Raw genomic sequence first — 23,125 nt, 5'->3', positions numbered from 1 at the left:
ATGGCACGCACATTTAAGATCTTATCGCCTACGGCTATCCTGGGTTATGGCTTCCCGGAAGAAAGTTTTCGTAAAGCCATGGAAGAGTCACCGGATCTTATTGCTGTTGACGCAGGTTCCTCCGATCCTGGCCCCCACTACCTGGGGGCAGGTAAACCCTTTACTGACAGGGCCGGTGTGAAACGCGATCTGCGCTATATGATTGTGGCAGGCGTTAAGAACAACATCCCTGTCGTGATCGGCACAGCCGGTGGTTCTGGTGCAGCTCCGCATCTGGAGTGGTGTCGCCAGATAATCCATGAGATCGCGCAGGAAGAAAAACTGTCTTTCTCAATGGCGCTGATTCCGTCTGATGTCGATAAAGAAATCGTTCATCAGGCGCTGGATAACGGCAAAATCACCGCGCTCGATTTTGTGCCTGAACTGACTCACGAGGCCATTGAAGAGAGCACCTACATTGTCGCGCAGATGGGCGTCGAGCCTTTCCAGCGTGCGCTGAAAGGCGGTGCGCAGGTGGTCCTGGGCGGACGTGCCTACGATCCGGCCTGCTTCGCCGCGCTGCCGATTATGCAGGGCTTTGATGAAGGTCTGGCGCTTCATTGCGGTAAGATCCTTGAGTGTGCAGCCATTGCCGCCACCCCTGGCTCCGGCTCAGATTGTGCGATGGGAATCATTGACGATAACGGCTTTACGCTGAAGGCGTTCAATCCCAAGCGTAAGTTCACCGAGACTTCCGCAGCAGCGCACACCCTGTACGAGAAGTCAGATCCGTACTTCCTGCCAGGGCCAGGCGGTGTGCTGAACCTGAAGGCATGCACTTTCACCCAGGTTAACGAGGGTGAAGTGTATGTCAGCGGTTCACGGCATGAAGAAACACCGTATGCGTTGAAACTGGAAGGTGCACGCCAGGTTGGCTTCCGTTGCCTGACCATCGCCGGAACACGTGACCCTATTATGATTGCCGGGATTGACACGATTCTTGAAGAGGTACAGGCAAGCGTTGCACGTAACCTCTCACTGAATGACGACAGTATCCGCATGACGTTCCACCTGTACGGTAAGAACGGTGTGATGGGCAACCATGAGCCGATGAAAACTGCGGGCCATGAACTGGGAATTTTACTGGATGTCGTTGCGCCAACGCAGGATATCGCCAACAGCGTTTGCTCGCTGGTGCGCTCTACCCTGCTGCACTACGGCTATGAAAATCGCATTGCGACTGCGGGCAACCTCGCCTTCCCGTTCTCGCCATCTGATATTCAGAGTGGACCGGTGTATGAGTTCTCGATCTATCACCTGATTGAAGCGAGCGATGCGCTGCGTTTTGATTTCCACATTGAACAGGTGACGCCAGAAGGAGTTCAGGCATGAAACACTCAATTTGTTCACTGGCGCAAGTAATTCGATCCAAAAACGCCGGACCGTACGAACTGGTTTTAGATATTTTATTTAAAACAAGGGAAGACTATCAGCGGGTAAAAGCCTGCGAGCAATTAACGCCACAGCTTATTGCCGGTTTATATAATGTTGAGCCTGAATTTATTCACAATATCGTCTGGTTCGATCCAGCGAATGCCGTAAAAATCGTCATGCCACGAGATATTATTTCCGGCAACGTCGGTGACAATGATGTTTATGGTGCGCAGCAACACGCTCCATTATTAAGTATTGAGTTCGACTTGTAACAAAAAAACACAATAACAACCATTGGAGCACAGAATTCAGCTGTATCACAGTGCTTCGAATTATTCATGCGGTTGGTCACAACAGGCGTGCGTCTGAGCTGCTGTCCAGGTTCAGGCACACGCCACCCTACACAATTCCAATTACCAGCCTTTATCCGATGGAGTACACATGAAGAAAATTAGTTTAACGAAGATGATCATATTAGGCCTGATACTCGGCATGATTGCCGGGGTGGCCATAAATAATATGGCCGCGGCTGAAACAGCAAAATCTTATGCAGCAGACATTTCCATTTTCACCACCATATTCTTACGTATGGTGAAAATGATTATCGCTCCATTGGTTATTTCAACTCTGGTTGTAGGTATTGCCAAAATGGGCGATGCCAAAACGCTGGGACGTATATTTTCGAAAACCTTCTTCCTGTTTATTTGCGCCTCTCTGGTGTCAATTGCACTGGGTCTGGTTATCGTTAATATCTTCCAGCCAGGCGCAGGTATCAACTTTGTGCCACATGACGTCGGAGCCGTTGCCGCCGTTAAGTCAGAGCCATTCACGCTGAAAGTATTCATCTCACACGCGGTACCGACCAGTATTGTCGATGCGATGGCGCGTAACGAAATTCTGCAGATCGTCGTGTTCTCAATCTTCCTTGGTTGCAGCCTCGCTGCGATTGGTGAAAAAGCCGATCCTATCGTGAAAGTGCTGGATTCACTGGTGCACGTCATGCTGAAGCTGACGGGTTACGTCATGTTGTTTGCACCACTGACCGTTTTTGCCGCTATTTCAGGCCTGATTGCCGAACGTGGTCTGGGTGTGATGGTTAGCGCCGGGATCTTCATGGGTGAGTTCTACCTGACGCTGGGTATGCTGTGGGCGATCCTCATTGGCCTGTCTACTATGATCGTCGGGCCTTGCATCGCACGGTTAACTAAATCAATCCTCGAACCCGCTCTGCTGGCCTTTACCACTTCAAGCTCTGAAGCCGCCTTCCCGGGTACGCTGGACAAGCTGGAAAAATTCGGTGTTTCGTCAAAAATCGCCAGCTTCGTTCTGCCTATCGGTTATTCCTTTAACCTGGTCGGTTCCATGGCTTATTGCTCATTTGCCACCGTCTTTATTGCCCAGGCGTGCAACATCGAACTGAGCATGGGCGAGCAAATCACCATGCTGTTAATCCTGATGCTGACCTCAAAAGGAATGGCAGGCGTACCGCGCGCATCAATGGTGGTTATCGCTGCAACCCTGAACCAGTTCAACATTCCAGAAGCAGGTCTGATTCTGCTGATGGGTGTCGATCCGTTCCTCGATATGGGTCGTTCCGCCACGAACGTTATGAGTAACGCAATGGGAGCAGCCATTGTCAGCCGTTGGGAAGGTGAACACTTCGGCCAGGGTTGCCGTGGCTCTGCACCAGTGAAGTCCCCGGAGCAGGAACGTCCGGTTACCGAACCGTCAGAAGTTGCTATGTCCTGACACAACGCCATTGCCGGATGGCGCTCGCGCTTATCCGGCCTACATAACGTTTAACTATCCGTAGTGCCGGATAAGGCGGTACGCCGCCATCCGGCACCAAGATGAGCACACCAACAGGAATGCATAATGAATAAAACAATTCTCGGCGTGAGTCTCTTTTCTTTCAGCGTCTTGTTTAGCGCAACCACATTCGCGCAAACCACGCCCGACTACGCCAAGCTGATAGAACAGGCTCATCAGAAGTACAAAAGTAACAACGATGGAAAAGTCGCCGACTACATCCCTGCTCTGGCGACCTATAGCCCGAAAAATTTTGCCATCACCATTGCGACGGTGGACGGCAAGATCTACCAGGTTGGCGATGTTAACAAACCTTTCCCTATGGAATCCCTGAGTAAAGTGTTCACCATGGCGCTCGCCATGGAGCAGCACGGTCCTCAGGTAGTGCTGGATAAACTTGGCGCCAATGCCACCGGTATGCCATTCAACTCAGGTTTAGCCGTTGAACTGACCAAAGGCGCGCCTGAAAACCCTCTGGTAAACGCCGGGGCCATGAGCACCGTTAGCCTGATCGAAGCCAAAGACAAAACAGATCGTTGGAACAAAATCCTCGACAACCTGAACGTCTGGGCCGATGCCACTCTCACCGTGAACGAACCGGTTTTCAAATCTGAAATGGAAACCAACCAGCACAATCAGGCGTTGGCCAAGCTGATGGAATCCTATAACAGCTTCTATGGCAACACTGACGAAGCCGTTGAAATTTATACCCGCCAGTGCTCGGTGGATATCACCGTTGAGCAACTGGCCAAAATGGGTGCCGTGCTCGCGAACAAAGGCAAATCTCCGTTCAACGGTAAACAGTTGCTGAATGAGAAATATGTTCCGCAGGTGCTGGCAGAAATGGCAATTGCCGGGCTTTACGACGGTAGCGGTAAATGGCTGTACACCGTTGGCATCCCGGCGAAAAGCGGCGTCGGCGGCGGCATGGTTGCCGTTGTCCCAGGCGAATATGCGATTGCGGTCTATTCTCCGCCGCTTGATGAAGCCGGAAACAGCGTTCGTGCCCAGAAAACTATCGAATATGTCGCCGAAGCGACAAAAGCCAATGTCTTTTTAGCCAAATAACTTTACGCCGGATGGCGCTTCGCTTATCCGACCTACATCAATGCGTTAATCGTAGGCCGGATAAGCGAAGCGCCATTCGGTAAACAACACGAAGAGGTGAGAAGTAAACATGTCTAAACCATTTGTCTGGCAGGAACTCTTTGTTCAGAGTAAGGATAGTACCGAGTATGAATTACTTAGTAACCAGCACGTTACGGTAACGGAGTTAGACGGAGAGGAAGTGATCAAGGTTGCACCGGAAGCGTTAACCTTGTTAGCACAGCAGGCGTTTTATGAGGCTTCATTTTTCCTGCGCGCCGGACATTTAAAACAGATTGCCAGCATTTTGCACGACCCACAGGCCAGCAGTAACGATAAGTACGTCGCATTGCAGCTGCTGCGCAATGCAGAGGTTTCAGCTAAAGGCGTTCTGCCCAATTGCCAGGATACCGGGACGGCAACCATTGTGGCCAGCAAAGGACAACATGTCTGGACCGGCGGAGATGACGCAGAAGCATTAAGCAAAGGCGTGTATTCCACCTTTACCGAAAACAACCTGCGTTACTCGCAAAATGCCCCGCTGGATATGTATACCGAGGTCAATACCCAGACCAACCTGCCCGCACAAATCGATATTAGCGCCACCCCAGGTAACGAATACCGTTTCCTGTTCGTCAATAAAGGTGGCGGCTCAGCTAACAAAGCGGCGCTGTACCAGGAAACCAAATCCATTCTACAGCCGGAAAAACTCACTGCGTTCCTGATCGAAAAAATGAAATCACTGGGTACAGCCGCTTGTCCGCCGTATCACATCGCTTTTGTGGTTGGGGGCTTATCCGCCGACCAGGCGCTGAAAGCCGCCAAACTGGCTTCAACCAAATATTACGATAATCTACCCACCAGCGGGAACGAGCTGGGCCAGGCGTTCCGTGATACGGCGCTGGAAGCCGAGTTGCTCAATGCCAGCCGCGAGTTTGGCATCGGGGCGCAGTTTGGCGGCAAATACTTTGCCCACGATATCCGCGTAATTCGCTTACCGCGCCACGGCGGCTCCTGCCCAATCGCGATGGCCCTCTCCTGCTCTGCCGACCGTAACATTAAGGCCAAAATTAATAAACACGGTATCTGGCTGGAGAAACTCGAGCATAATCCAGGCAAATTCATTCCTGATTCACAGCGAGTAGAAAACGGCGCTCAGACCGTACAACTGGATCTGAACCGTCCGCTGCGTGACATCCTGCATGATCTTTCCGCTCTGCCCATTGGTACACGCCTGTCGTTAAGCGGCCCGATTGTTGTCGCTCGCGATATCGCCCACGCGAACATCAAAGCGCGACTGGATAACGGCGAACCGATGCCGGAATACATGAAAAAGCATATCGTTTACTACGCAGGACCCGCCAAAACCCCGGAAAATCAGGCCTGTGGCTCGATGGGGCCCACCACCGGCGGGCGCATGGATGGGTATGTCGATGCTTTCCAGGCACAAGGCGGCAGCCTCATTATGCTCACCAAGGGTAACCGCAGTCAGCAGGTCACTGATGCCTGTCAGAAACACGGTGGATTTAGCCTCGGCAGCATTGGCGGTGCAGCAGCCCTGTTGGCGCAGCAGTACGTGAAAAGCCTGCAGTGCCTTGAATATCCCGAACTGGGAATGGAAGCCGTATGGATGATGGAAGTTAAAAATATGCCGGCCTTCGTATTAGTGGATGACAAAGGCAATAACTTCTTTAGCCAGTTCGAGCAGCAGCATCGCTGCGCAACTTGTCCGGCAGGGCATTAAGGAGTTTCCATGGAAGCGCGCGCCAATAACGACAGACACCGTCAGCGTCAGCAGAAGCTGAAAGAGCAGGTTGATACCCGCGTAGCGGCGGCAACGGAGAAGAAAGGGATCCTCATTGTCTTCACCGGCAACGGAAAAGGAAAATCCACCGCAGCCTTTGGCACGGCAACGCGCGCAGTGGGTCACGGAAAAACCGTTGGCATCGCGCAGTTTATTAAAGGTCAGTGGGATAATGGCGAGTACAACACCCTGCACCCCCTCGGCGTCGAGTTCCATATTATGGGTACCGGATTTACCTGGGAAACCCAAAATCGGCAAGCAGATATCGAGGCGGCAACGGTTGTCTGGCAGGAAAGTAAGCGCATGCTGGCTGATGCGCATTACGATCTAGTGGTGCTGGATGAACTCACCTACATGCTTGCTTACCACTATCTGGATACCCAGGAGGTTATCAGCGCCATCGAAAATCGCCCTGCCGATCAGAGCGTTATCGTCACAGGACGCGGATGCCACACACTGTTGCTGGAACTGGCCGATACGGTCAGTGAAATTCGCCCGGTCAAACACGCGTTTGACCGCGGTATTCAGGCACAGATTGGGATCGACTGGTAGCCGTTTTTTGCCGGATAACGATGCTAACGCGTCTTATCCGGCCTACCCATCGTTGTAGGCCTGATAAGGCGCAAGCCATCCTCAGGCAGCCGATACCACGGACTTACTGAGCAACCAGTTACGGAAAATCTGTAAATGCTCGGATTCCGATTTCTCTTCACGCCACGTCATAATAAATCGATTCCCGGTACGCATTGGAACATCGCAAGGAATGACCATATCACCGCTGTCCAGATCGTGCTGAATGGCAAAACGTGGGAGCAGCGCAACGCCCAGATTAGAGCGGACCGCCGCGATCAGCATCGATAACAAATCAAATCTCGGACCTTTGTTCACCAGCGGACTGCTGACATCTGACAGCGCAAACCACTCCTGCCACCCTTTGATGCGCGTGCTTTGGTGCAAGAGCGGAAATTCGTTTAGTAATTCGTTCACCGCCAGTTTTCGTTCCGGTTCGGCCAGCAAACAGCGACTGCAAACCGGCAGAATTTCCTCTTCAAACAGGTACTCAACCCCTGACCATGGCGAATAAAAGTCTTCGCGCATGATTGCCGCGTCATACTCTCGATTGAGAAAATCACCAATATTCGCCAGGGAATGAATGTTCACGATAATATCAGGATTAAGTTTGTTAAATTCACGCAGGTTTGGGATCAGCCAGTGCGTGCTGAACGTCGGATTCACCGCCAGCTCAATAACCTGTACCGTCGGCTGCCAGGTCATTATCGTCGTCGTATCTCGTTCAAGTTTATTTAACGTTTCTTTAACGATACTTAAATAGTGTTTGCCGGCCGCATTTAAGAAAATGCGTTTTTTGGCATGATTAAATAGCGCGGTATTGAGAAAATCCTCCAGTGCATTTACCTGGCGGAAAACAGCACTTTGTGTCAAAGCCAGCTCTTCAGCTGCCCGGGTATAACTTTCGTGACGCGCAACAACTTCAAAAGTTACCAGCAACTCCGTCTTGGGTATTTTTCCTCTCATAACCTCTTCCATATGCAGCGTACAAAAATAGTTTAATTTATAAAAAATAATTCAAGCTACCCAGATAAGCACCGAGAGTTATATTTTATTTCATCCATTAATGTCATTGATCCAATCCATGATTTACTCACACTGATGGCGGATAAATATTAACCAATAATACTCAAGAGCAGCAATAAACACAATTTAAATAAGGTTAAACCTAAGCAAATGGTGCCAATAAGTTCTTAATAATTTTTCAAGTTATCTTGTTTATTGCAGAAAAAACTTTGCGAGATTAATCAATATTATCAGTGCGATAATTTTGGATAATTTCACGTTATAACTTACGGGCAAACGACTGCTTTTTATCATTCCTTGATGTAGTTTCTGCCTTTTTTTGATTGATGTGATAAAGGACACAATGTGAAAACTTTCGGAAAGGTCTGGCTCGTTGGGGCAGGTCCCGGTGATATTTCATTACTTACCCTCAAAGCAATGATGTGCATTAAACAGGCTGATGTCATTATTTACGATCGGCTGGTCAATCCTAAAATTTTGGAATGGGCATTACCTGATTGTCTTCTTATCAATGTCGGCAAAAACCCAGGTTTCCATTGTGTACCGCAGGATGAAATCAATGCACTGCTTGTCCAGTATGCCCAAACGCACAATAATATTGTGCGTCTGAAAGGCGGCGATCCGTATGTTTTTGGACGTGGGGCTGAAGAAGTTGAGGATCTCGTCGAGACGAGCATCCCGTTTGAAGTGGTGCCGGGTATCAGCTCAACCATTGGTGGCCTGACCTATGCCGGGATTCCGGTAACACACCGCGATTTCGCCTCGGGATTTCACGTGGTAACCGGTCATACGCGGGAGGGCAACCAACAGCAGGACTGGCGTCAACTGGCCAAACTGAATGGTACGCTGGTTATCGTCATGGGTATCGCCAATCTGGCGTTTATCTGTGAGGAATTATTGATGGGTGGAAAATCAGCAGATACGCCTGCAGCGCTAATTATGTCCGCCACCCGGGATAACCAACGCCGACTGACCTGTACGCTCGGTTCACTACTGAGCAAGGTGCAAGAAGCTAACATTCTCCCCCCTGCGCTGATAGTGATTGGTGATGTGGTAACCCTGAGTGATCGGCTCTCTTTTATCCCTGAAGCCATTACGCTGCCAGAAAACCTTTACTGCGACAGTCTGGCATGACGAAAAGACTGGGGCGACGTTTGATGCGCCGCCCGGAAAACGCGGCAAAAGTAACTGGTTTGTGCGTATTGGAGTTTACGGGCAATGCTGTCTATTGAATGAACGGGATCGTGCAATAACTCCCCCGCTTTTTGCATTTTTTTCTGATTCACCCAGGTTTTAAAGTTAACGCCCTGCCGTTTCTTAAAAAAACGGCTGAAATAGTTTGCGCTTAAGCAAACGTGAGCTGCTACGGATTCCAGTGATAATTCACTATATAAATTCTCATCAATATAACGCAACGCTGCCAGAAGCTTTTTCTCGTGTCGGGAAGGCTCTGTAAAATAATGACGCATGTAACTGGTCGGCGGGATAACAAACTCATCAGGTTGTTGCTGTTCTGTCTCAAAATTATCAACAATAAAATTTAATAAATTAGCTGATGCCACCAGCGTGTTATTATCGACTACCGCCACCTGACTCCATTCAGCTTTTATTTTTGGTTCATCCATCCATGAGCATTTATTATCAATAACGATAGTTTTATATTCCTGATATTTTGCCCGCACCTGCCCACAGAGCATAAAACCGTACAGATGCCCATCGCGAATTAATGGCATAGAAAACAGACTTAGCCCTGCGTGGCAGCTGAGTATTCTGGGTTTAAGGTGTTTTAAACCTTCAAAAGCACAATATTTGTCACACTTTTGGCAACTCGTACAATAGCGTTCATCCGCCCGCATTAATGTGCAGAACGAATTAAAGTTATGGCAATCCGAGAGAGTTTTTCCGTTTACATCAACCACAACCGTGGCTAATCCAGTCGCACTGGAGAATACTTTTGCTATCGAGAAAAAACGTTGTAGATAATCATCCTGGATTTTCAACGACACGGTATCCTCCGGCATTAATGAAATTAAAGCCGGTAATATGCAGAATTTAATCAAGAGAAAGAATGATGCTCACCGCAAAAAATAATCTCATTTATGCAGATGATTATGATCAATTGGCAAGAGAGTTAAAGCAACCACGATAATACTCCGCTGCATGCTACTGACTTCGCTTTCTCAAAGATTAACGAATCTTCACACTCTCTTGTGAGACTCTTTTCGCAAAACAAAACATCTTTCTCCATTATTTTCAATAGATTACTCATTTTTACTGTGAATCAATGATGTGCTTATTTGTGATAATCATCATGTGAATGTGAAAGGCCCTCCTGAATAATATGTTCAATTAGCAAACAATCTGAACGGAGTTGATCCATGGCCGTCACCACAGGCGTTATCGCCGACGATTTCACCGGCGCAACGGACATTGCAAGCTTTATGGCGCAGCAGGGGTGGCGCGTTGCACTCCTGCCCGGAATGCCTGATACCACTCAATGCTGGAATGAAGAGGTTGACGCTATCGTCATCTCGCTGAAAAGCCGCTCATTACCCGCAGAACAGGCCATCGCACAATCTCTGTCCTGTGCCCGCTGGCTGAAACAAAAGGCAGGTGTCCGCCAGATCTATTTTAAATATTGTTCGACGTTCGACTCCACGCCAACAGGCAATATTGGACCGGTCAGCGATGCGTTGATGAACGAGCTGCATACACCCGTGATCGTCCACTGCCCCGCCCTGCCGCAAAACGGGCGCACGGTGGTGCATGGCCATCTTTTTGTAAACGGCGTACTGCTTAACGAATCCGGGATGGAAAAGCATCCGCTTAATCCTATGACCGATGCCAGCCTGCCACGCCTGCTGAGCGCGCAAACGCCAGGCAAGGTTGGTTGCATCAACCTCACGACGCTGCGTCAAGGTGTGGAAGCGGTCACTGACGCTCTGGCCCAACTTCAGGCTGAAGGTACGCGTCACGTTATCGTCGATACGCTGGATGAAGCAGATCTCACCACGCTGGCGCAGGCACTCCATGCCAGCCCTCTGTTAGCCGGGGGCTCCGGGCTCGGTGGCGCACTGGCCGCCTGCACCGGAAATCAGCAAACCATGCCGCCGGACGCTTTTCCACTACCCGCTAAAACGGTGGTGTTCTCCGGTAGCTGTTCTGCAATGAGTAATCGTCAGGTCAATCGCTATAAGGCCGCAGCAGCCTCTCGTGTACTCGACGTGGCCCGCTGCCTGTCTGATACAGAACGCTACACTGATGAACTGTGTGCCTGGGCGATGACGCATATCAACGACCCATTCGCGCCGATGATATACGCCACCCAGCCGCCAGACGTACTCCAACGCATTCAACAAGAGTACGGCGAACAGACTGCCAGCCAGGCGATCGAACACGCTTTTTCCCGACTGAGCGCAAAGCTACAAGTTGCAGGTGTAAACACCTTTATCGTCGCAGGCGGAGAAACATCCGGCACCGTGGTAGAGGCACTGCAGGTGAAGCGTCTGTCCGTTGGCAAAGCCATTGCGCCTGGCGTGCCGTGGGTATTTTCCTCCGGTCTGGCGCTGGCGCTGAAGTCAGGCAACTTTGGTGACGAAGATTTCTTTTTTACAGCCCAGGAGTACGCATTATGAATCCGGTGAGTGAACACCAACTACGCGAACTACTCGTCCACTATGGCCGTTCCTTGTTTATGCGTGGTTACAGCAGCGGCGGCTCCGGCAACCTCAGCGTCAAATTGCCGGATGGCGGCTATCTGGTGACCCCGACCAACTCCTGCCTGGGTGAGCTTGATCCTGCCACGCTAAGTAGGCTGGATGCCAACGGCGTGCATCTTAGCGGCGACAAACCGTCAAAAGAGGTGCCCATGCATTTGGCGTGGTATCGGCATCGGCCATCCTGCGGCGCGGTTGTGCACCTGCATTCTCCATGGCTGACCGCGCTCTCCTGTCTGCCTTGCTCTACGCCAGAAAACTGTCTACCGCCACTAACGCCATACTATGTGATGCGCGTCGGACAGCTACCGCTGCTGCCTTATTTCAAGCCCGGCCATGAAGGCATTGCCAGCGCATTGAGTGAAATCGCGGCAGATCATACGGCTGCGTTGCTGGCCAATCACGGGCCGGTAGTAAGCGGTCGCTCGCTGCGTGAGGCGGTGTTTAACGCCGAGGAACTGGAAGACAGCGCCCGCATCTGGCTGACATTAAAACCGCTCGGCTATGTTCCGCTCTCAGAAGAGGCGGTGGCCGAACTTGAACATTCCCGGCAAGCGTGAGGTGACATGATGATCCCCGAGCAACGACGTGATTTTATCTACCGCTATGTGCACGAAAAGAATGCCGCCTCATTTAATGAACTGGCAGATCTGATGAGCGTGTCGCATATGACCGTACGTCGCGACATTCAGTTGCTGGAAGAAGAAGGCAAAGTTATCGCCATTAACGGCGGCGTGAAGCTCAATAACCTGCTGAAATCCGAACTGCCGTGGCGGGAAAAAGCCGAGTTGAATCATGATGTGAAGCGCAAAATGGGCCAGCTCGCCGCAATGCTCATTGAGCCCGGACAAACGCTGTATCTGGATGCCGGAACATCGTTGTTTGAAGTGGCGAAAGCGGTAGCCGCCAGCCACTGTTTCAATCTGACGGTAGTCACCAACGATTTTTCCATCAGCCACTATCTGATGGATATGCCACACATTACGCTCTATCACACCGGCGGTCTGGTGGATCAGCGTAACCGCTCATGTCTTGGCAAAAGCGCCGCCAGTTTTCTGCGCACCATTAATATTGATGTGGCGTTTCTCAGTTCATCGTCGTGGGATACCGAGCGCGGCATGTCGACGCCGAGTGAAGGGAAAGCCTCGGTCAAAGAAGCGGTGCTTACCGTCTCCCGGCGTCGGGTGCTGGTCTGTGACAGCAGTAAATTTGGCAAATACGGCATGTTCCACATCTGTGGGCTGGAGCAGTTAACCGACATTATTTCTGATAACCGGTTACCGGAAAATGCGCAGCAGACTATTGTCAGCCAGGGCGTTAAGCTGCATCTGGTTGATGGCCGGGAGGGTGCACGCCATGCTGAAGTTAGCGGCTAACCTCGACTGGTTATTTACTGATTTACCGATAGCGGGTCGATTTCAGGCGGCAAAAGCAGCCGGTTTTCGCGGCGTAGAAGGGCTGTTTCTCTGGCAGCACCCGCTGGAGCATTTGCGGGCCGCTCAGCGGGAAACTTCTCTGCCGGTGGTGCTAATGAACGCCCCGGCTGGTAACTGGGCACAGGGTGAACGGGGACTCGCAGCATTGCCCGGTCGAGACCAGGAATTTCATCACAGTCTGAACGTGGCGCGAGATTACGCCACGGCACTGGGTTGTCGCCGGGTTCACGTTATGTCCGGCTTGCGCTGCAATGACCTGACGCTGCACGCCCAGCGCGACCTCCTGACGAATCGACTGCGCATCGCCTGCGATGTGATGGCAGACGCGGAAATCGATGTACTGATTGAACCATTAAATTCGCAGGATATGCCCGGTTATTTTATTGACAGTTTCCCGCTGGCTGAATCTATCATTCACGAGGTTGGTAAGAAGAATATCGGCTTACAGTTTGATATTTACCACTGTCAGAAAACTCATGGCAACGTGGCGAAAAATATCGAACGCTATTTTACCCTTATTAAACATTTTCAAATCGCTTCTGTTCCTTATCGCCATGAACCGGGAACCGGGGAGTTAAATGAAGCATGGCTATTTAATTTTATAAGAAAAATGAATTACCAGGACTGGATTGGCTGTGAATATCAACCGTCAACATCAGGGCCGGAATCATTACGCTGGATAACGCCTTACCTATAATTTTAATATCTCTATCTCTGTACCGGAGGAAAAAATGTCGGATACTGTTATTATTTCGCTGGCACCCGTTGCCGCGGATTGCCCCAGAGTTATACCCGAAGAACTGGCGCAGGAAATACTCGCCAGCGTAGAACATGGCACGTCCATCGTCCATTTACACGTTCGCGATAAACAGGGACGCCTGACGCCAGATACTACCGACTTTCAGGCAACAATTGACCGCGTTATGCGCCATTCAAACCTGATTATTCAGGCTTCTACCGGCGGCGTCTCTTCGATGTCCATCGCCGAGCGCTGCGCGCCACTGGCCTGCCCCGGCGTGGAGATGGCCTCGCTGAACGTCGGTTCCGTTAACCTCGGTGATGCGGTGTATTTTAATCCCGGTCCGGACGTGGAATATTGTTCACGGCAAATAACTGAACGCAATATTATTCCAGAGTTTGAAGTTTTTGAAATCGGCATGATTAATAACATCCTGAACCTTGAAGATAAAATAAAATTTCAAAAACCTATGCTCTTTAATATTGTTCTCGGTCACCGCGGCAGTACGCCTGCAACCGTTGATGCATTAATTGCTCTGCGTAGCATGATCCCACGCGACGCCTTATGGGGAATTACTCATTTTGGCAGAAGGAATTTCGATATTATCGCTGCCGCGGTCGCTATGGGTGCCAGTGAAGTGCGAATCGGCTATGAAGATAGTTATTATTTAAGCGCCGAAGAAAAAGCGCAGCATAATTATCAGCAGGTAGCCAAACTCGCTACGCTCATTCGCAGTATGGATAAAAAAGTTGCTACGCCGGAAATTGCGCGGCGCATGTTATCTATTCCACCCCGGCAGCAATAACAACAGCAAGGACATTTCAACATGACTATGACCACTGTTATTCACAAAACCGGACTCGGCGTCAGCGTTGCGGGCGTGGTGCTGGCGATTATCGGCGCGCTCATCCAGTCCACGGCGCTGTGGCAGCCGGGGCTGGTGATGTTCACCGTCGGATTCGCCGCCGGTGCAGGCTACTGGCCTGGTTTACGCAGCTATCAGTTTACGTTGTGGATCATCGCTGGTTTTGTTGCCGCCATGACCTGGTCTACGGATCTGATCGTCTGGGGCGGTTTCAATATCACCCATAAATGGATCGTGTTCCTTGTGATTCAGGCCACCATGTTCAGCATGGGCACCAAGCTAACGATCCAGGATTTTATTGATGTCGCCAAAATGCCGTGGGCAGTTTTTATCGGTACCTTCTGCCATTTCGTGATCATGCCCCTGCTCGGCCTGAGCATTACCCTGATCTTTGATTTTCCGCCTGAAGTGGCGGTGGGCATTTTGTTGATTGGCGCTTGCCCCAGCGGTCTCTCGTCAACGGTGATGGTTTACATCGCCAACGCCAACCTCGCGCTGGCGGTATCAATCGCCGCAGTCTCAACGCTGGCGGCAACGGTAATGACACCGTTGTGGGTTAATCTGCTGGCGGGTTCGATGATTGATATCCAGCTCACCGCGATGGTGATGGACGTGGTGAAAATCGTATTAATTCCCATCGGCGCAGCAATTCTGCATGACTATCTGAAAACCTATGCAGGCGTGCGCGGACGCCGTGTTGTCCAGATGCTGGCCGGGATCGGCGCAATTTGGCTGCTGTATATGATTGCCGGCGGCTGGGACGCGCTGTTTGGTCATGCCAGCGCCGAAGCGCAGATGTACGCGGTGGTCCTCAACTTCGTAGCAGGCGGCCTCGTTTGGGCATTGTTCTACAACTGGCTGTATGGCCGCGTGGCGGGCGTGAAGAAGGTCATGCCAACCATCTCAATGATGGGGATCATTTTCTTTACCACCACCGCCGCCGCAGCCGGGCGCGACAACCTGGTGCAGGTCGGTTTCCTGCTCTGCTTCGCCATGTTGATGCATAACCTCGGCGGCTTCCTGATTGGTTATCTGATGAGCCGCTGGATCTTCCGCATGGACGTGCAGTCTGCCCGTACCGTGGCCTTTGAAGTCGGCCTGCAAAACGGCGGTATGGCGTCAGGGCTTGCCGCCGCGATGGGCAAACTGGCAACGGTTGGACTCGCATCAGCGGTGATGACACCGCTGGGTAACGTTAGCGGCTCGCTGCTCGCTAACTACTGGCGCAAAAAAGACGCCAGACAGGCGCAGGTAGCAGCAGCCAAAGATCCCGTTCAACCTGCTTGCGAAAATCTGTCGAAAGGATAATCACGATGACAACTCTCACTCTGGGACACGCCCTGCGCGCCGTAACCTATGCGCTCGAACTCGCCGAAACACGTTATGCAAATCGCCCGTTAAGCGTGGCCGTATGCGATGCCAATGGAGAACTGCTCAGCTTTGCGCGGATGGATAACGCCAAACTGTTAACCATCGAGTTAACCCAGCGTAAAGCGCGCACCAGCAGCCGCCTGGGCTGCACCACGCAGGCATTTTTACAGCGTCTGCAAAAAGAGCAGCTGGATATTAGCTATTTTGCCGATCCGCGTTTTACGGCGCTGCCGGGCGGGATCCCGATTCTGCACCAGGGGAAATGCCTTGGAGCCGTCGCGGTGGGCGGTTTATCCGCACAGGAAGATCATGATGCGGCGCTGTCCGTCGCGGAAACGTTACTTAAGGAGATTGCCCAATGAAAAAGGTCGCCATGCTGCATACCAGTGCAGCCACGCTTGCGATAATGCAACAGCTGATCGCCGACATCATGCCGGAGGTCGAAGTGATGCACCTGGTTGAAGAATCTATGATTAAACAGGTGATGAAAGCCGGAGGCGTATCGCCAAATATTGCCGCCCGCATCGCCGACTATGTGCATATTGCTGAAAAGGCGGACTGCGATATCTTTATTACCGCCTGCTCTTCAATTGGTACTGCGGTGGAGCAATGCCAGTTTATGACTCCACTCCAGCTCGCGCGCATTGACTGCGCGATGGTGGAAGAGGCGATTGAAAAAGGCGAACGGATCGCCGTGTTAGCAACCGTGGCAACCACGCTGAAGCCAACGCTGGATTACGTCCAGCGTAAAGTTCAGCAAAGCGGTAAATCACGAACCATTACGCCTGTATTAATGGAGGATGCATTCCACGCGCTGCTGGCGGGAGATATGGATACCCATGACCGTATCGTCAGTGAAGGGTTACAGAGCGCCTTTACCCACGCGGATGTCGTGATGCTGGCGCAGGCTTCGATGGCGCGCGTTTTACAACAGCTCCCTTCCCCGCCGGTGCCGGTAATGACCTCACCGGAAAGCGGAATTCGCTGGTTGAAAACGCTGGCTGAACGCTAAATTCCCGGCAAAAAAAAGGCCATCATCAGATGGCCAACCATGTCGAAATGGGACCAGCCCTTGACTATGCAGAGAGTCAGGGCTGTTTTTTTATTTCTTACTTAATAACGGTTTTCAGCGCTTCGCCGATATCGGCCAGGCTACGAACAGTTTTCACACCTGCAGCTTCCAGCGCAGCGAATTTCTCATCCGCCGTACCTTTACCACCCGCGATGATCGCACCCGCGTGACCCATACGCTTACCTTTCGGCGCAGTCACGCCCGCGATGTAACCCACAACCGGCTTGGTTACATGATCTTTGATGTAAGCAGCCGCTTCTTCTTCCGCGCTACCGCCGATCTCACCGATCATGACGATCGCTTCAGTCTGCGGATCTTCCTGGAACAGCTTCAGGATGTCGATGAAGTTAGAGCCAGGGATCGGGTCGCCACCGATACCCACACAGGTAGACTGGCCGAAACCATAGTCAGTGGTCTGCTTAACCGCTTCATAGGTCAGGGTACCTGAACGGGAAACGATACCCACTTTACCCGGCTTGTGAATGTGGCCCGGCATGATACCGATTTTACATTCACCCGGAGTGATAACGCCTGGGCAGTTCGGGCCGATCATGCGTACGCCAGCTTCATCCAGCTTCACTTTCACGGTCAGCATATCCAGCGTTGGGATACCTTCGGTGATGGTGATGATAAGCTTGATGCCTGCATCGATTGCTTCCAGAATTGAATCTTTGCAGAACGGTGCCGGAACATAGATAACGGTGGCGGTTGCGCCGGTCGCTTCTACCGCTTCACGTACGGTGTTGAACACTGGCAGACCCAGATGCGTGGTGCCGCCTTTGCCCGGCGTAACGCCACCGACCATTTGCGTACCGTAAGCGATCGCTTGTTCGGAGTGGAATGTCCCCTGGCTACCGGTGAAGCCCTGGCAGATAACCTTGGTATCTTTATTAATTAAAACTGACATTATTTCCCCTCCACTGCGGCAACAACCTGCTGAGCTGCATCCGTCAGACTTTTCGCTGCAATAATATTCAGGCCGCTATCAGCCAGTTTTTTCGCGCCGAGTTCAGCGTTGTTACCTTCCAGACGTACCACAACCGGAACGTTTACACCTACTTCTGCTACCGCGCCGATGATACCGTCAGCGATCAGGTCGCAACGTACGATACCGCCGAAGATGTTAACCAGTACGGCTTTAACATTGTCATCGGAAAGGATAATTTTGAACGCTTCGGTTACACGCTCTTTAGTCGCACCGCCGCCAACGTCGAGGAAGTTAGCCGGTTCGCCGCCGTGCAGCTTAACGATGTCCATGGTGCCCATTGCCAGGCCCGCACCGTTAACCATACAACCGATGTTGCCGTCCAGTGCGACGTAGTTCAGTTCCCACTGTGCAGCCTGCGCTTCACGCGGATCTTCCTGAGACTGGTCGCGCATTTCGCGCAGGTCAGCCTGGCGGAACAGTGCGTTGCCGTCAGCGCCCAGTTTGCCGTCGAGGCAGATCAGGTCACCCTGCTTGGTCACCACCAGCGGGTTGATTTCGATCAGCGCCAGATCGCGCTCCAGGAAGATAGTCGCCAGACCCATGAAGATCTTGGTGAACTGCTGAACCTGTTTACCTTCCAGACCCAGTTTGAACGCCAGCTCACGGCCCTGGTAAGGCATCGGACCTGCCAGCGGATCGAGCGCCACTTTGTGGATCAGGTGCGGGGTTTCTTCCGCTACTTTTTCGATTTCCACGCCGCCTTCGGTAGAGGCCATGAAGACCACGCGACGGGAGCTACGGTCAACAACTGCGCCGAGGTAAAGTTCTTTACCAATGTCGGTCGCGGCTTCAACCAGAATCTGATTTACCGGTTGGCCATGAGCGTCTGTCTGGTAAGTGACCAGACGTTTACCCAGCCAGTGTTCAGCAAAAGCGCGAATGTCTTCTTTGCTGTTTACCACCTTCACACCGCCCGCTTTACCACGGCCACCAGCGTGAACCTGACATTTCACTACCCACGGGCCAGCGCCGATTTTAGATGCAGCTTCTTCGGCTTCACGCGGAGTAGTACAGGCATAACCCACCGGTGCCGGTAAGCCATAGCGGGCAAAAAGTTGTTTTGCCTGATATTCATGTAAGTTCATGTGTTCTGTCCATCCTTCAGGTAATCGTTATCTTTTACCCGTAGGTCTGATAAGCGTCCAGACCTACGGGGCAGGTGATACTCTTATTAACTACACGTCCAGCAGCAGACGCGTTGGATCTTCCAGCAACTCTTTAATGGTTACCAGGAAGCCTACTGACTCACGACCATCGATCAGACGGTGGTCATAAGACAGCGCCAGATACATCATCGGCAGGATTTCAACCTTGCCGGCTACCGCCATCGGACGATCTTTGATGGCATGCATACCCAGGATGGCGCTCTGCGGTGGGTTGATGATCGGCGTAGACATCAGGGAACCGAACACACCACCGTTAGTGATGGTGAAGTTACCACCCGTCAGATCTTCGACCGTCAACTTGCCGTCGCGACCTTTAACTGCCAGTTCTTTAATATTCTTCTCAATGTCAGCCATACCCAGCAGATCCACATCACGCAGGACCGGCGTGACCAGGCCACGCGGCGTGGAGACCGCCATGCTGACATCAAAGTAGTTGTGGTAAACCACGTCATCGCCGTCGATGGACGCGTTCACTTCCGGATAGCGTTTCAGCGCTTCAACAACCGCTTTCACGTAGAAAGACATAAAGCCCAGACGGATACCGTGGCGTTTCTCGAACGCATCACCGTATTGCTTACGCAGGTCCATGATTGGCTTCATGTTGACTTCGTTGAACGTGGTCAGCATGGCGGTAGAATTTTTCGCTTCCAGCAGACGCTCGGCTACGCGTTTGCGCAGACGGGTCATCGGAACACGTTTTTCGCCACGCGCGCCCAGTTGAGCCTGCGGTGCAGGTGCTGCAGCCGGCGCTTTTGCTTCGGCTTTCGCAGCCGGAGCTTTCGCCAGATGTTTTTCAACATCTTCACGGGTGATACGACCGCCGACACCGGTGCCGTTGATAGCGCTGGCTTCGAGGTTATGCTCACCCAGCAGGCGACGGATCGCCGGGCTCAGGGCATCGTTGTTCTGCTCAGCAAGAGACGCCTGCTGGCGCTGTGCCGGAGTAGAATCTTTCTCTTCAGACTTAGCACTGGTTTCTTTACCGGTGCTGTTGCCTTCACGCAGGCGACCGAGGATCTGGCGAGAAGTGACGGTTGTCCCTTCATCTTCCAGAACAGCATCAAGAATACCGTCCGCTGATGCCGGTACTTCCAGTACCACTTTGTCAGTTTCGATTTCTACCAGTACTTCATCACGACGTACTGCATCGCCCGGTTTTTTGTGCCAGGTTGCAACCGTTGCATCCGCTACGGATTCAGGCAGGTCGGGAACAAGAATATCTACGCTACTCATTATTTATCCTTTATTTAATCGACGTTCAGCGCGTCATTTACCAGATCTTGTTGCTGCTTCTGGTGAACGGACATATACCCTACTGCCGGAGAGGCAGAGGCCGGGCGACCTGCATAACGCAGAGCTGACCCAAATGGAATTACTTCACGGAAATGATGCTGGCTGCAGTACCATGCGCCCTGGTTGAGCGGCTCTTCCTGGCACCAGACAAAATCATGTACGTGAGCAAATGGTTTCAGCGCTTCCTGCACCGCTTTATGCGGGAACGGATAGAGCTGTTCGATGCGCACAATGGCGACATCTTTTTGGTCGTTCTTGCGGCGTTGCTCCAGCAGGTCGTAATAAACCTTACCAGAACACATCACGACGCGCTTCACGCCTTTAGGATCAAGTTCATCTACTTCGCCAATGGCTGGCAGGAAAGTACCATTTGCCAGTTCGTCCAGCGTAGACACCGCCAGCGGATGACGCAGCAGCGACTTCGGTGACATCACCACCAGCGGACGACGCATACCGCGCAGCGCCTGACGACGCAGCATGTGATAAACCTGCGCCGGGGTAGACGGGACGCAAACCTGCATGTTTTGCTCAGCGCAAAGTTGCAGATAACGTTCCAGACGCGCGGAGGAGTGTTCCGGACCCTGACCTTCATAGCCGTGCGGCAGCAGCATAACCAGACCGCACATACGGCCCCATTTCTGCTCGCCGGAAGAGATGAACTGGTCGATAACGACCTGTGCACCGTTAGCGAAGTCGCCGAACTGTGCTTCCCAGATGGTTAGCGTGCGCGGTTCTGCTGTGGCATAACCGTACTCGAACGCCAGCACGGCTTCTTCAGACAGCACGGAGTCCCATACGCGGAAGGTGCCCTGTCCGTTATGCACATGCTGCAACGGCGTGTAGGTTGAACCGTTCGCCTGGTTATGAATCACCGCGTGACGGTGGAAGAAGGTTCCGCGACCGGAGTCTTCACCCGACAGACGGACCGGAATGCCTTCGTCAACCAGCGTGGCGTAAGCCAGATTCTCTGCACCACCCCAGTCAAACAGCTTCTCGCCTGCGGCCATGGCCTGACGGTCGCCGTAAATCTTGGCAACACGCGACTGCATTTCAACCGCTTCAGGTACAGTGCTGATGCGTTTTGCCAGCTCCTGCAGACGCTTCATCTCAACTTTGTTCGGGTAGTTTTCATCCCACTCGTGGTTGAGGTACGGCGACCAGGTGAAGGAGTGCATGTTCATTGGACGCCACTCTTTCACTACGCATTCGCCAGCATCCAGCGCGTCACGGTACAGATTGACCATCTCGGTCGCATCTTCCAGCGTGGCGACCTTGTCCGCTTCCAGCTTATCAGCGTAGATTTTGCGCGGGGTCGGATGCTTTTTGATTTTCTGATACATCAGCGGCTGGGTTGCGCTCGGCTCGTCGGCTTCGTTGTGGCCGTGACGGCGGTAGCACACCAGATCGATGAAGACATCGCGTTTAAAGGTATTACGGAAATCCAGCGCCAGACGCGTCACGAAAGCGACCGCTTCCGGGTCATCCGCGTTCACGTGGAAAATCGGCGCCTGAACCATCTTACCGATGTCGGTACAGTACGGTGTAGAACGCGCATCCAGCGGGTTAGACGTAGTGAAGCCCACCTGGTTGTTGATAACGATGCGAACGGTACCGCCCACTTCGTAACCACGGGCTTTCGACATGTTCAGGGTTTCCTGAACCACGCCCTGCCCGGTAACTGCCGCATCACCGTGAATGGTGATTGGCAGGACTTTATTGCTGCTCGGCTCGTCCAGACGATCCAGACGCGCACGTACGGAACCGATAACCACCGGGCTAACGATTTCCAGGTGCGACGGGTTAAACGCCAGTGCCAGGTGCACCAGACCGCCTTCGGTTTCGATATCTGATGAGAAGCCCATGTGGTACTTCACGTCACCGGTGCCGAGGTGTTCTTTATGTTTGCCCGCAAATTCGTCGAACAGTTCCTGCGGGCGTTTGCCCAATACGTTAACCAGAACGTTCAGACGACCACGGTGCGCCATGCCCAGTACCACTTCACGGGTACCGCTGTTACCGGCGTGGCGGATCATCTCTTTGAGCATTGGGATTAACGCATCGCCGCCTTCCAGCGAGAAGCGTTTCGCGCCCGGGAACTTAGCGCCCAGGTAGCGTTCCAGACCTTCTGCTGCGGTCAGTTCACTGAGGAAGCGTTTCTTCTCTTCGCTACTGAATGCGGCACGGCCAGACTCGATACGCTGCTGAAGCCAACGTTTTTCTTCGGTGCTGGTGATGTGCATATACTCGGCGCCAATTGGGCCGCAGTAGGTTTGTTTCAGCGCAACAACCAGGTCGCTCAGCTTCATCGTGTCTTTGCCGCCGGCAAAAGAACCTACGTTAAAGCTTTCCTGGAAATCCGCATCGGTCAGATCGTGGAAAGACGGGTCCAGATCGGCCACATTTTCTTGCTGCCACAGTCCCAGCGGATCAAGATTCGCATGCTGATGACCGCGGAAACGATAGGCGTTAATGAGCTGCAGGACTTTAACCTGCTTCACATTGGCATCAGGGTCGGAAATAGAAGAAGAGTAACGTGGGGTAATCAACGCCTGTCGACGGAAATAATCACGTGTTTTTGAGTGAAGTTGATCCGGTTTGACTCCGGTACCAGGTAACTGCTGGAACGTCGAACGCCAGTTAGCATCTACCGAGTCAGGGTCGGTTAAGAAGTCTTCATAGAGCTGTTCTATCCAGCTCTGGTTAGAACCAGAGAGGTAAGAAGAGTCCAACCAGGCTTTCAAAGCGCTGTTCTGCATCGTGATCCCTTAAGC

At 52.2% G+C, this 23,125-nt stretch carries 20 protein-coding genes and 1 pseudogene; 15 read left to right on the top strand and 6 right to left on the bottom strand.

The annotated features are described in order from the left end of the window. The 6 genes and pseudogenes from OGY08_RS24105 (at position 1) to cobO (ending at position 6,664) form a co-directional block, all read left to right on the top strand. On the top strand, positions 1 to 1,371 hold the full coding sequence (locus tag OGY08_RS24105; protein WP_125362526.1) for an acyclic terpene utilization AtuA family protein: 1,371 nt from the start codon (positions 1 to 3) through the stop codon (positions 1,369 to 1,371). Further along, positions 1,368 to 1,685: a DUF4387 domain-containing protein gene (locus OGY08_RS24100; protein ID WP_003831425.1), complete on the top strand. Its 318-nt coding sequence runs from the start codon at positions 1,368 to 1,370 to the stop codon at positions 1,683 to 1,685. The genes OGY08_RS24105 and OGY08_RS24100 overlap by 4 nt, the downstream gene beginning before the upstream one ends. A 169-nt stretch (positions 1,686 to 1,854) precedes the next feature. Then, positions 1,855 to 3,136, top strand: a pseudogene (locus OGY08_RS24095) (dicarboxylate/amino acid:cation symporter); the annotation flags it as partial. Between the two features lie 152 nt (positions 3,137 to 3,288). Further along, the gene (gene glsA, locus OGY08_RS24090) at positions 3,289 to 4,290 is read left to right on the top strand and encodes a glutaminase A (protein WP_032942734.1); all 1,002 of its coding nucleotides are present in this window, start codon (positions 3,289 to 3,291) and stop codon (positions 4,288 to 4,290) included. 109 nt (positions 4,291 to 4,399) lie between these two features. After that, positions 4,400 to 6,052 (top strand): class I fumarate hydratase, encoded by a 1,653-nt coding sequence (locus OGY08_RS24085; protein WP_241177133.1) that lies wholly within the window; start codon positions 4,400 to 4,402, stop codon positions 6,050 to 6,052. A 9-nt stretch (positions 6,053 to 6,061) separates the two neighbouring features. Beyond that, positions 6,062 to 6,664: a cob(I)yrinic acid a,c-diamide adenosyltransferase gene (cobO, locus tag OGY08_RS24080; RefSeq protein ID WP_241177132.1), complete on the top strand. Its 603-nt coding sequence runs from the start codon at positions 6,062 to 6,064 to the stop codon at positions 6,662 to 6,664. Positions 6,665 to 6,745: 81 nt separating this feature from the next. Here cobO and OGY08_RS24075 read toward each other — a convergent pair whose 3' ends face one another. Beyond that, entirely contained in the window at positions 6,746 to 7,648 is a 903-nt protein-coding gene (locus OGY08_RS24075) for a LysR substrate-binding domain-containing protein (RefSeq protein ID WP_003022936.1), read from the bottom strand. Positions 7,649 to 8,053: 405 nt separating this feature from the next. Between OGY08_RS24075 and cobA the strand changes: the two genes are divergently transcribed. Then, a complete protein-coding gene (cobA, locus tag OGY08_RS24070; RefSeq protein ID WP_125362523.1) occupies positions 8,054 to 8,842 on the top strand; it encodes a uroporphyrinogen-III C-methyltransferase in 789 nt (262 codons plus the stop codon). Here the strand turns inward: cobA and OGY08_RS24065 are convergent. Then, positions 8,821 to 9,714, bottom strand: coding sequence for a PocR ligand-binding domain-containing protein (locus OGY08_RS24065; RefSeq protein ID WP_125362522.1), 894 nt, complete (start codon positions 9,712 to 9,714; stop codon positions 8,821 to 8,823). The genes cobA and OGY08_RS24065 overlap by 22 nt on opposite strands. 372 nt (positions 9,715 to 10,086) lie before the next feature. On the opposite strand from OGY08_RS24065, the gene otnK reads away from it, so the two are divergent. The 8 genes from otnK to OGY08_RS24025 are packed head-to-tail and all read left to right on the top strand — an operon-like array spanning position 10,087 to position 16,847. Beyond that, a complete protein-coding gene (otnK, locus tag OGY08_RS24060; protein WP_125362521.1) occupies positions 10,087 to 11,343 on the top strand; it encodes a 3-oxo-tetronate kinase in 1,257 nt (418 codons plus the stop codon). After that, positions 11,340 to 11,984 (top strand): 3-oxo-tetronate 4-phosphate decarboxylase, encoded by a 645-nt coding sequence (otnC, locus tag OGY08_RS24055; protein WP_008784146.1) that lies wholly within the window; start codon positions 11,340 to 11,342, stop codon positions 11,982 to 11,984. The genes otnK and otnC overlap by 4 nt, the downstream gene beginning before the upstream one ends. Before the next feature lie 6 nt (positions 11,985 to 11,990). Further along, positions 11,991 to 12,800 carry a DeoR/GlpR family DNA-binding transcription regulator gene (locus OGY08_RS24050; RefSeq protein ID WP_008784145.1) on the top strand — a complete coding sequence of 270 codons (810 nt, stop codon included), beginning with the start codon at positions 11,991 to 11,993 and terminating at the stop codon, positions 12,798 to 12,800. Further along, a complete protein-coding gene (locus OGY08_RS24045) occupies positions 12,781 to 13,557 on the top strand; it encodes a hydroxypyruvate isomerase family protein (RefSeq protein WP_020996542.1) in 777 nt (258 codons plus the stop codon). Before OGY08_RS24050 ends, OGY08_RS24045 begins: the two co-directional genes overlap by 20 nt. Before the next feature lie 34 nt (positions 13,558 to 13,591). Continuing rightward, positions 13,592 to 14,404 carry a beta-keto acid cleavage family enzyme gene (locus tag OGY08_RS24040; protein ID WP_125362520.1) on the top strand — a complete coding sequence of 271 codons (813 nt, stop codon included), beginning with the start codon at positions 13,592 to 13,594 and terminating at the stop codon, positions 14,402 to 14,404. 21 nt (positions 14,405 to 14,425) lie between these two features. Then, positions 14,426 to 15,772: a bile acid:sodium symporter family protein gene (locus OGY08_RS24035; RefSeq protein ID WP_020996543.1), complete on the top strand. Its 1,347-nt coding sequence runs from the start codon at positions 14,426 to 14,428 to the stop codon at positions 15,770 to 15,772. A 5-nt stretch (positions 15,773 to 15,777) separates the two neighbouring features. Further along, positions 15,778 to 16,197, top strand: coding sequence for a GlcG/HbpS family heme-binding protein (locus OGY08_RS24030; RefSeq protein WP_032942726.1), 420 nt, complete (start codon positions 15,778 to 15,780; stop codon positions 16,195 to 16,197). Next, positions 16,194 to 16,847, top strand: coding sequence for an aspartate/glutamate racemase family protein (locus OGY08_RS24025; protein ID WP_125362519.1), 654 nt, complete (start codon positions 16,194 to 16,196; stop codon positions 16,845 to 16,847). Before OGY08_RS24030 ends, OGY08_RS24025 begins: the two co-directional genes overlap by 4 nt. Before the next feature lie 97 nt (positions 16,848 to 16,944). On the opposite strand, the gene sucD is transcribed toward OGY08_RS24025, so the two are convergent. The 4 genes from sucD to sucA form a co-directional block, all read right to left on the bottom strand. Further along, the gene (sucD, locus tag OGY08_RS24020; RefSeq protein ID WP_003022929.1) at positions 16,945 to 17,814 is read right to left on the bottom strand and encodes a succinate--CoA ligase subunit alpha; all 870 of its coding nucleotides are present in this window, start codon (positions 17,812 to 17,814) and stop codon (positions 16,945 to 16,947) included. After that, positions 17,814 to 18,980, bottom strand: coding sequence for an ADP-forming succinate--CoA ligase subunit beta (gene sucC, locus OGY08_RS24015; protein WP_003022927.1), 1,167 nt, complete (start codon positions 18,978 to 18,980; stop codon positions 17,814 to 17,816). Before sucC ends, sucD begins: the two co-directional genes overlap by 1 nt. 90 nt (positions 18,981 to 19,070) lie before the next feature. After that, entirely contained in the window at positions 19,071 to 20,294 is a 1,224-nt protein-coding gene (odhB, locus tag OGY08_RS24010; protein ID WP_125362518.1) for a 2-oxoglutarate dehydrogenase complex dihydrolipoyllysine-residue succinyltransferase, read from the bottom strand. 14 nt (positions 20,295 to 20,308) lie between these two features. Then, a complete protein-coding gene (gene sucA, locus OGY08_RS24005) occupies positions 20,309 to 23,110 on the bottom strand; it encodes a 2-oxoglutarate dehydrogenase E1 component (RefSeq protein WP_003831411.1) in 2,802 nt (933 codons plus the stop codon). Positions 23,111 to 23,125: the final 15 nt, after the last annotated feature.

The sequence above is a fragment of the Citrobacter sp. Cpo069 genome, from assembly GCF_030332785.1.
In the GTDB taxonomy this organism is placed as follows: Bacteria; Pseudomonadota; Gammaproteobacteria; order Enterobacterales; family Enterobacteriaceae; genus Citrobacter; species Citrobacter portucalensis.
Note: the sequence above shows the minus strand (reverse complement) of the source record. Positions and strands in the feature narration are given on the sequence as shown.

Bases quoted from the DNA above. Each gene is read 5' to 3' on its own strand.
- odhB (WP_125362518.1), bottom strand. From the start codon at position 20,294: ATGAGTAGCGTAGATATTCTTGTTCCCGACCTGCCTGAATCCGTAGCG.
- OGY08_RS24105 (WP_125362526.1), top strand. From the start codon at position 1: ATGGCACGCACATTTAAGATCTTATCGCCTACGGCTATCCTGGGTTAT.
- OGY08_RS24035 (WP_020996543.1), top strand. From the start codon at position 14,426: ATGACTATGACCACTGTTATTCACAAAACCGGACTCGGCGTCAGCGTT.
- OGY08_RS24100 (WP_003831425.1), top strand. From the start codon at position 1,368: ATGAAACACTCAATTTGTTCACTGGCGCAAGTAATTCGATCCAAAAAC.
- OGY08_RS24040 (WP_125362520.1), top strand. From the start codon at position 13,592: ATGTCGGATACTGTTATTATTTCGCTGGCACCCGTTGCCGCGGATTGC.
- OGY08_RS24050 (WP_008784145.1), top strand. From the start codon at position 11,991: ATGATGATCCCCGAGCAACGACGTGATTTTATCTACCGCTATGTGCAC.
- sucA (WP_003831411.1), bottom strand. From the start codon at position 23,110: ATGCAGAACAGCGCTTTGAAAGCCTGGTTGGACTCTTCTTACCTCTCT.
- sucC (WP_003022927.1), bottom strand. From the start codon at position 18,980: ATGAACTTACATGAATATCAGGCAAAACAACTTTTTGCCCGCTATGGC.
- OGY08_RS24075 (WP_003022936.1), bottom strand. From the start codon at position 7,648: ATGAGAGGAAAAATACCCAAGACGGAGTTGCTGGTAACTTTTGAAGTT.
- otnK (WP_125362521.1), top strand. From the start codon at position 10,087: ATGGCCGTCACCACAGGCGTTATCGCCGACGATTTCACCGGCGCAACG.
- sucD (WP_003022929.1), bottom strand. From the start codon at position 17,814: ATGTCAGTTTTAATTAATAAAGATACCAAGGTTATCTGCCAGGGCTTC.
- OGY08_RS24025 (WP_125362519.1), top strand. From the start codon at position 16,194: ATGAAAAAGGTCGCCATGCTGCATACCAGTGCAGCCACGCTTGCGATA.
- cobO (WP_241177132.1), top strand. From the start codon at position 6,062: ATGGAAGCGCGCGCCAATAACGACAGACACCGTCAGCGTCAGCAGAAG.
- OGY08_RS24045 (WP_020996542.1), top strand. From the start codon at position 12,781: ATGCTGAAGTTAGCGGCTAACCTCGACTGGTTATTTACTGATTTACCG.
- OGY08_RS24030 (WP_032942726.1), top strand. From the start codon at position 15,778: ATGACAACTCTCACTCTGGGACACGCCCTGCGCGCCGTAACCTATGCG.
- glsA (WP_032942734.1), top strand. From the start codon at position 3,289: ATGAATAAAACAATTCTCGGCGTGAGTCTCTTTTCTTTCAGCGTCTTG.
- otnC (WP_008784146.1), top strand. From the start codon at position 11,340: ATGAATCCGGTGAGTGAACACCAACTACGCGAACTACTCGTCCACTAT.
- OGY08_RS24085 (WP_241177133.1), top strand. From the start codon at position 4,400: ATGTCTAAACCATTTGTCTGGCAGGAACTCTTTGTTCAGAGTAAGGAT.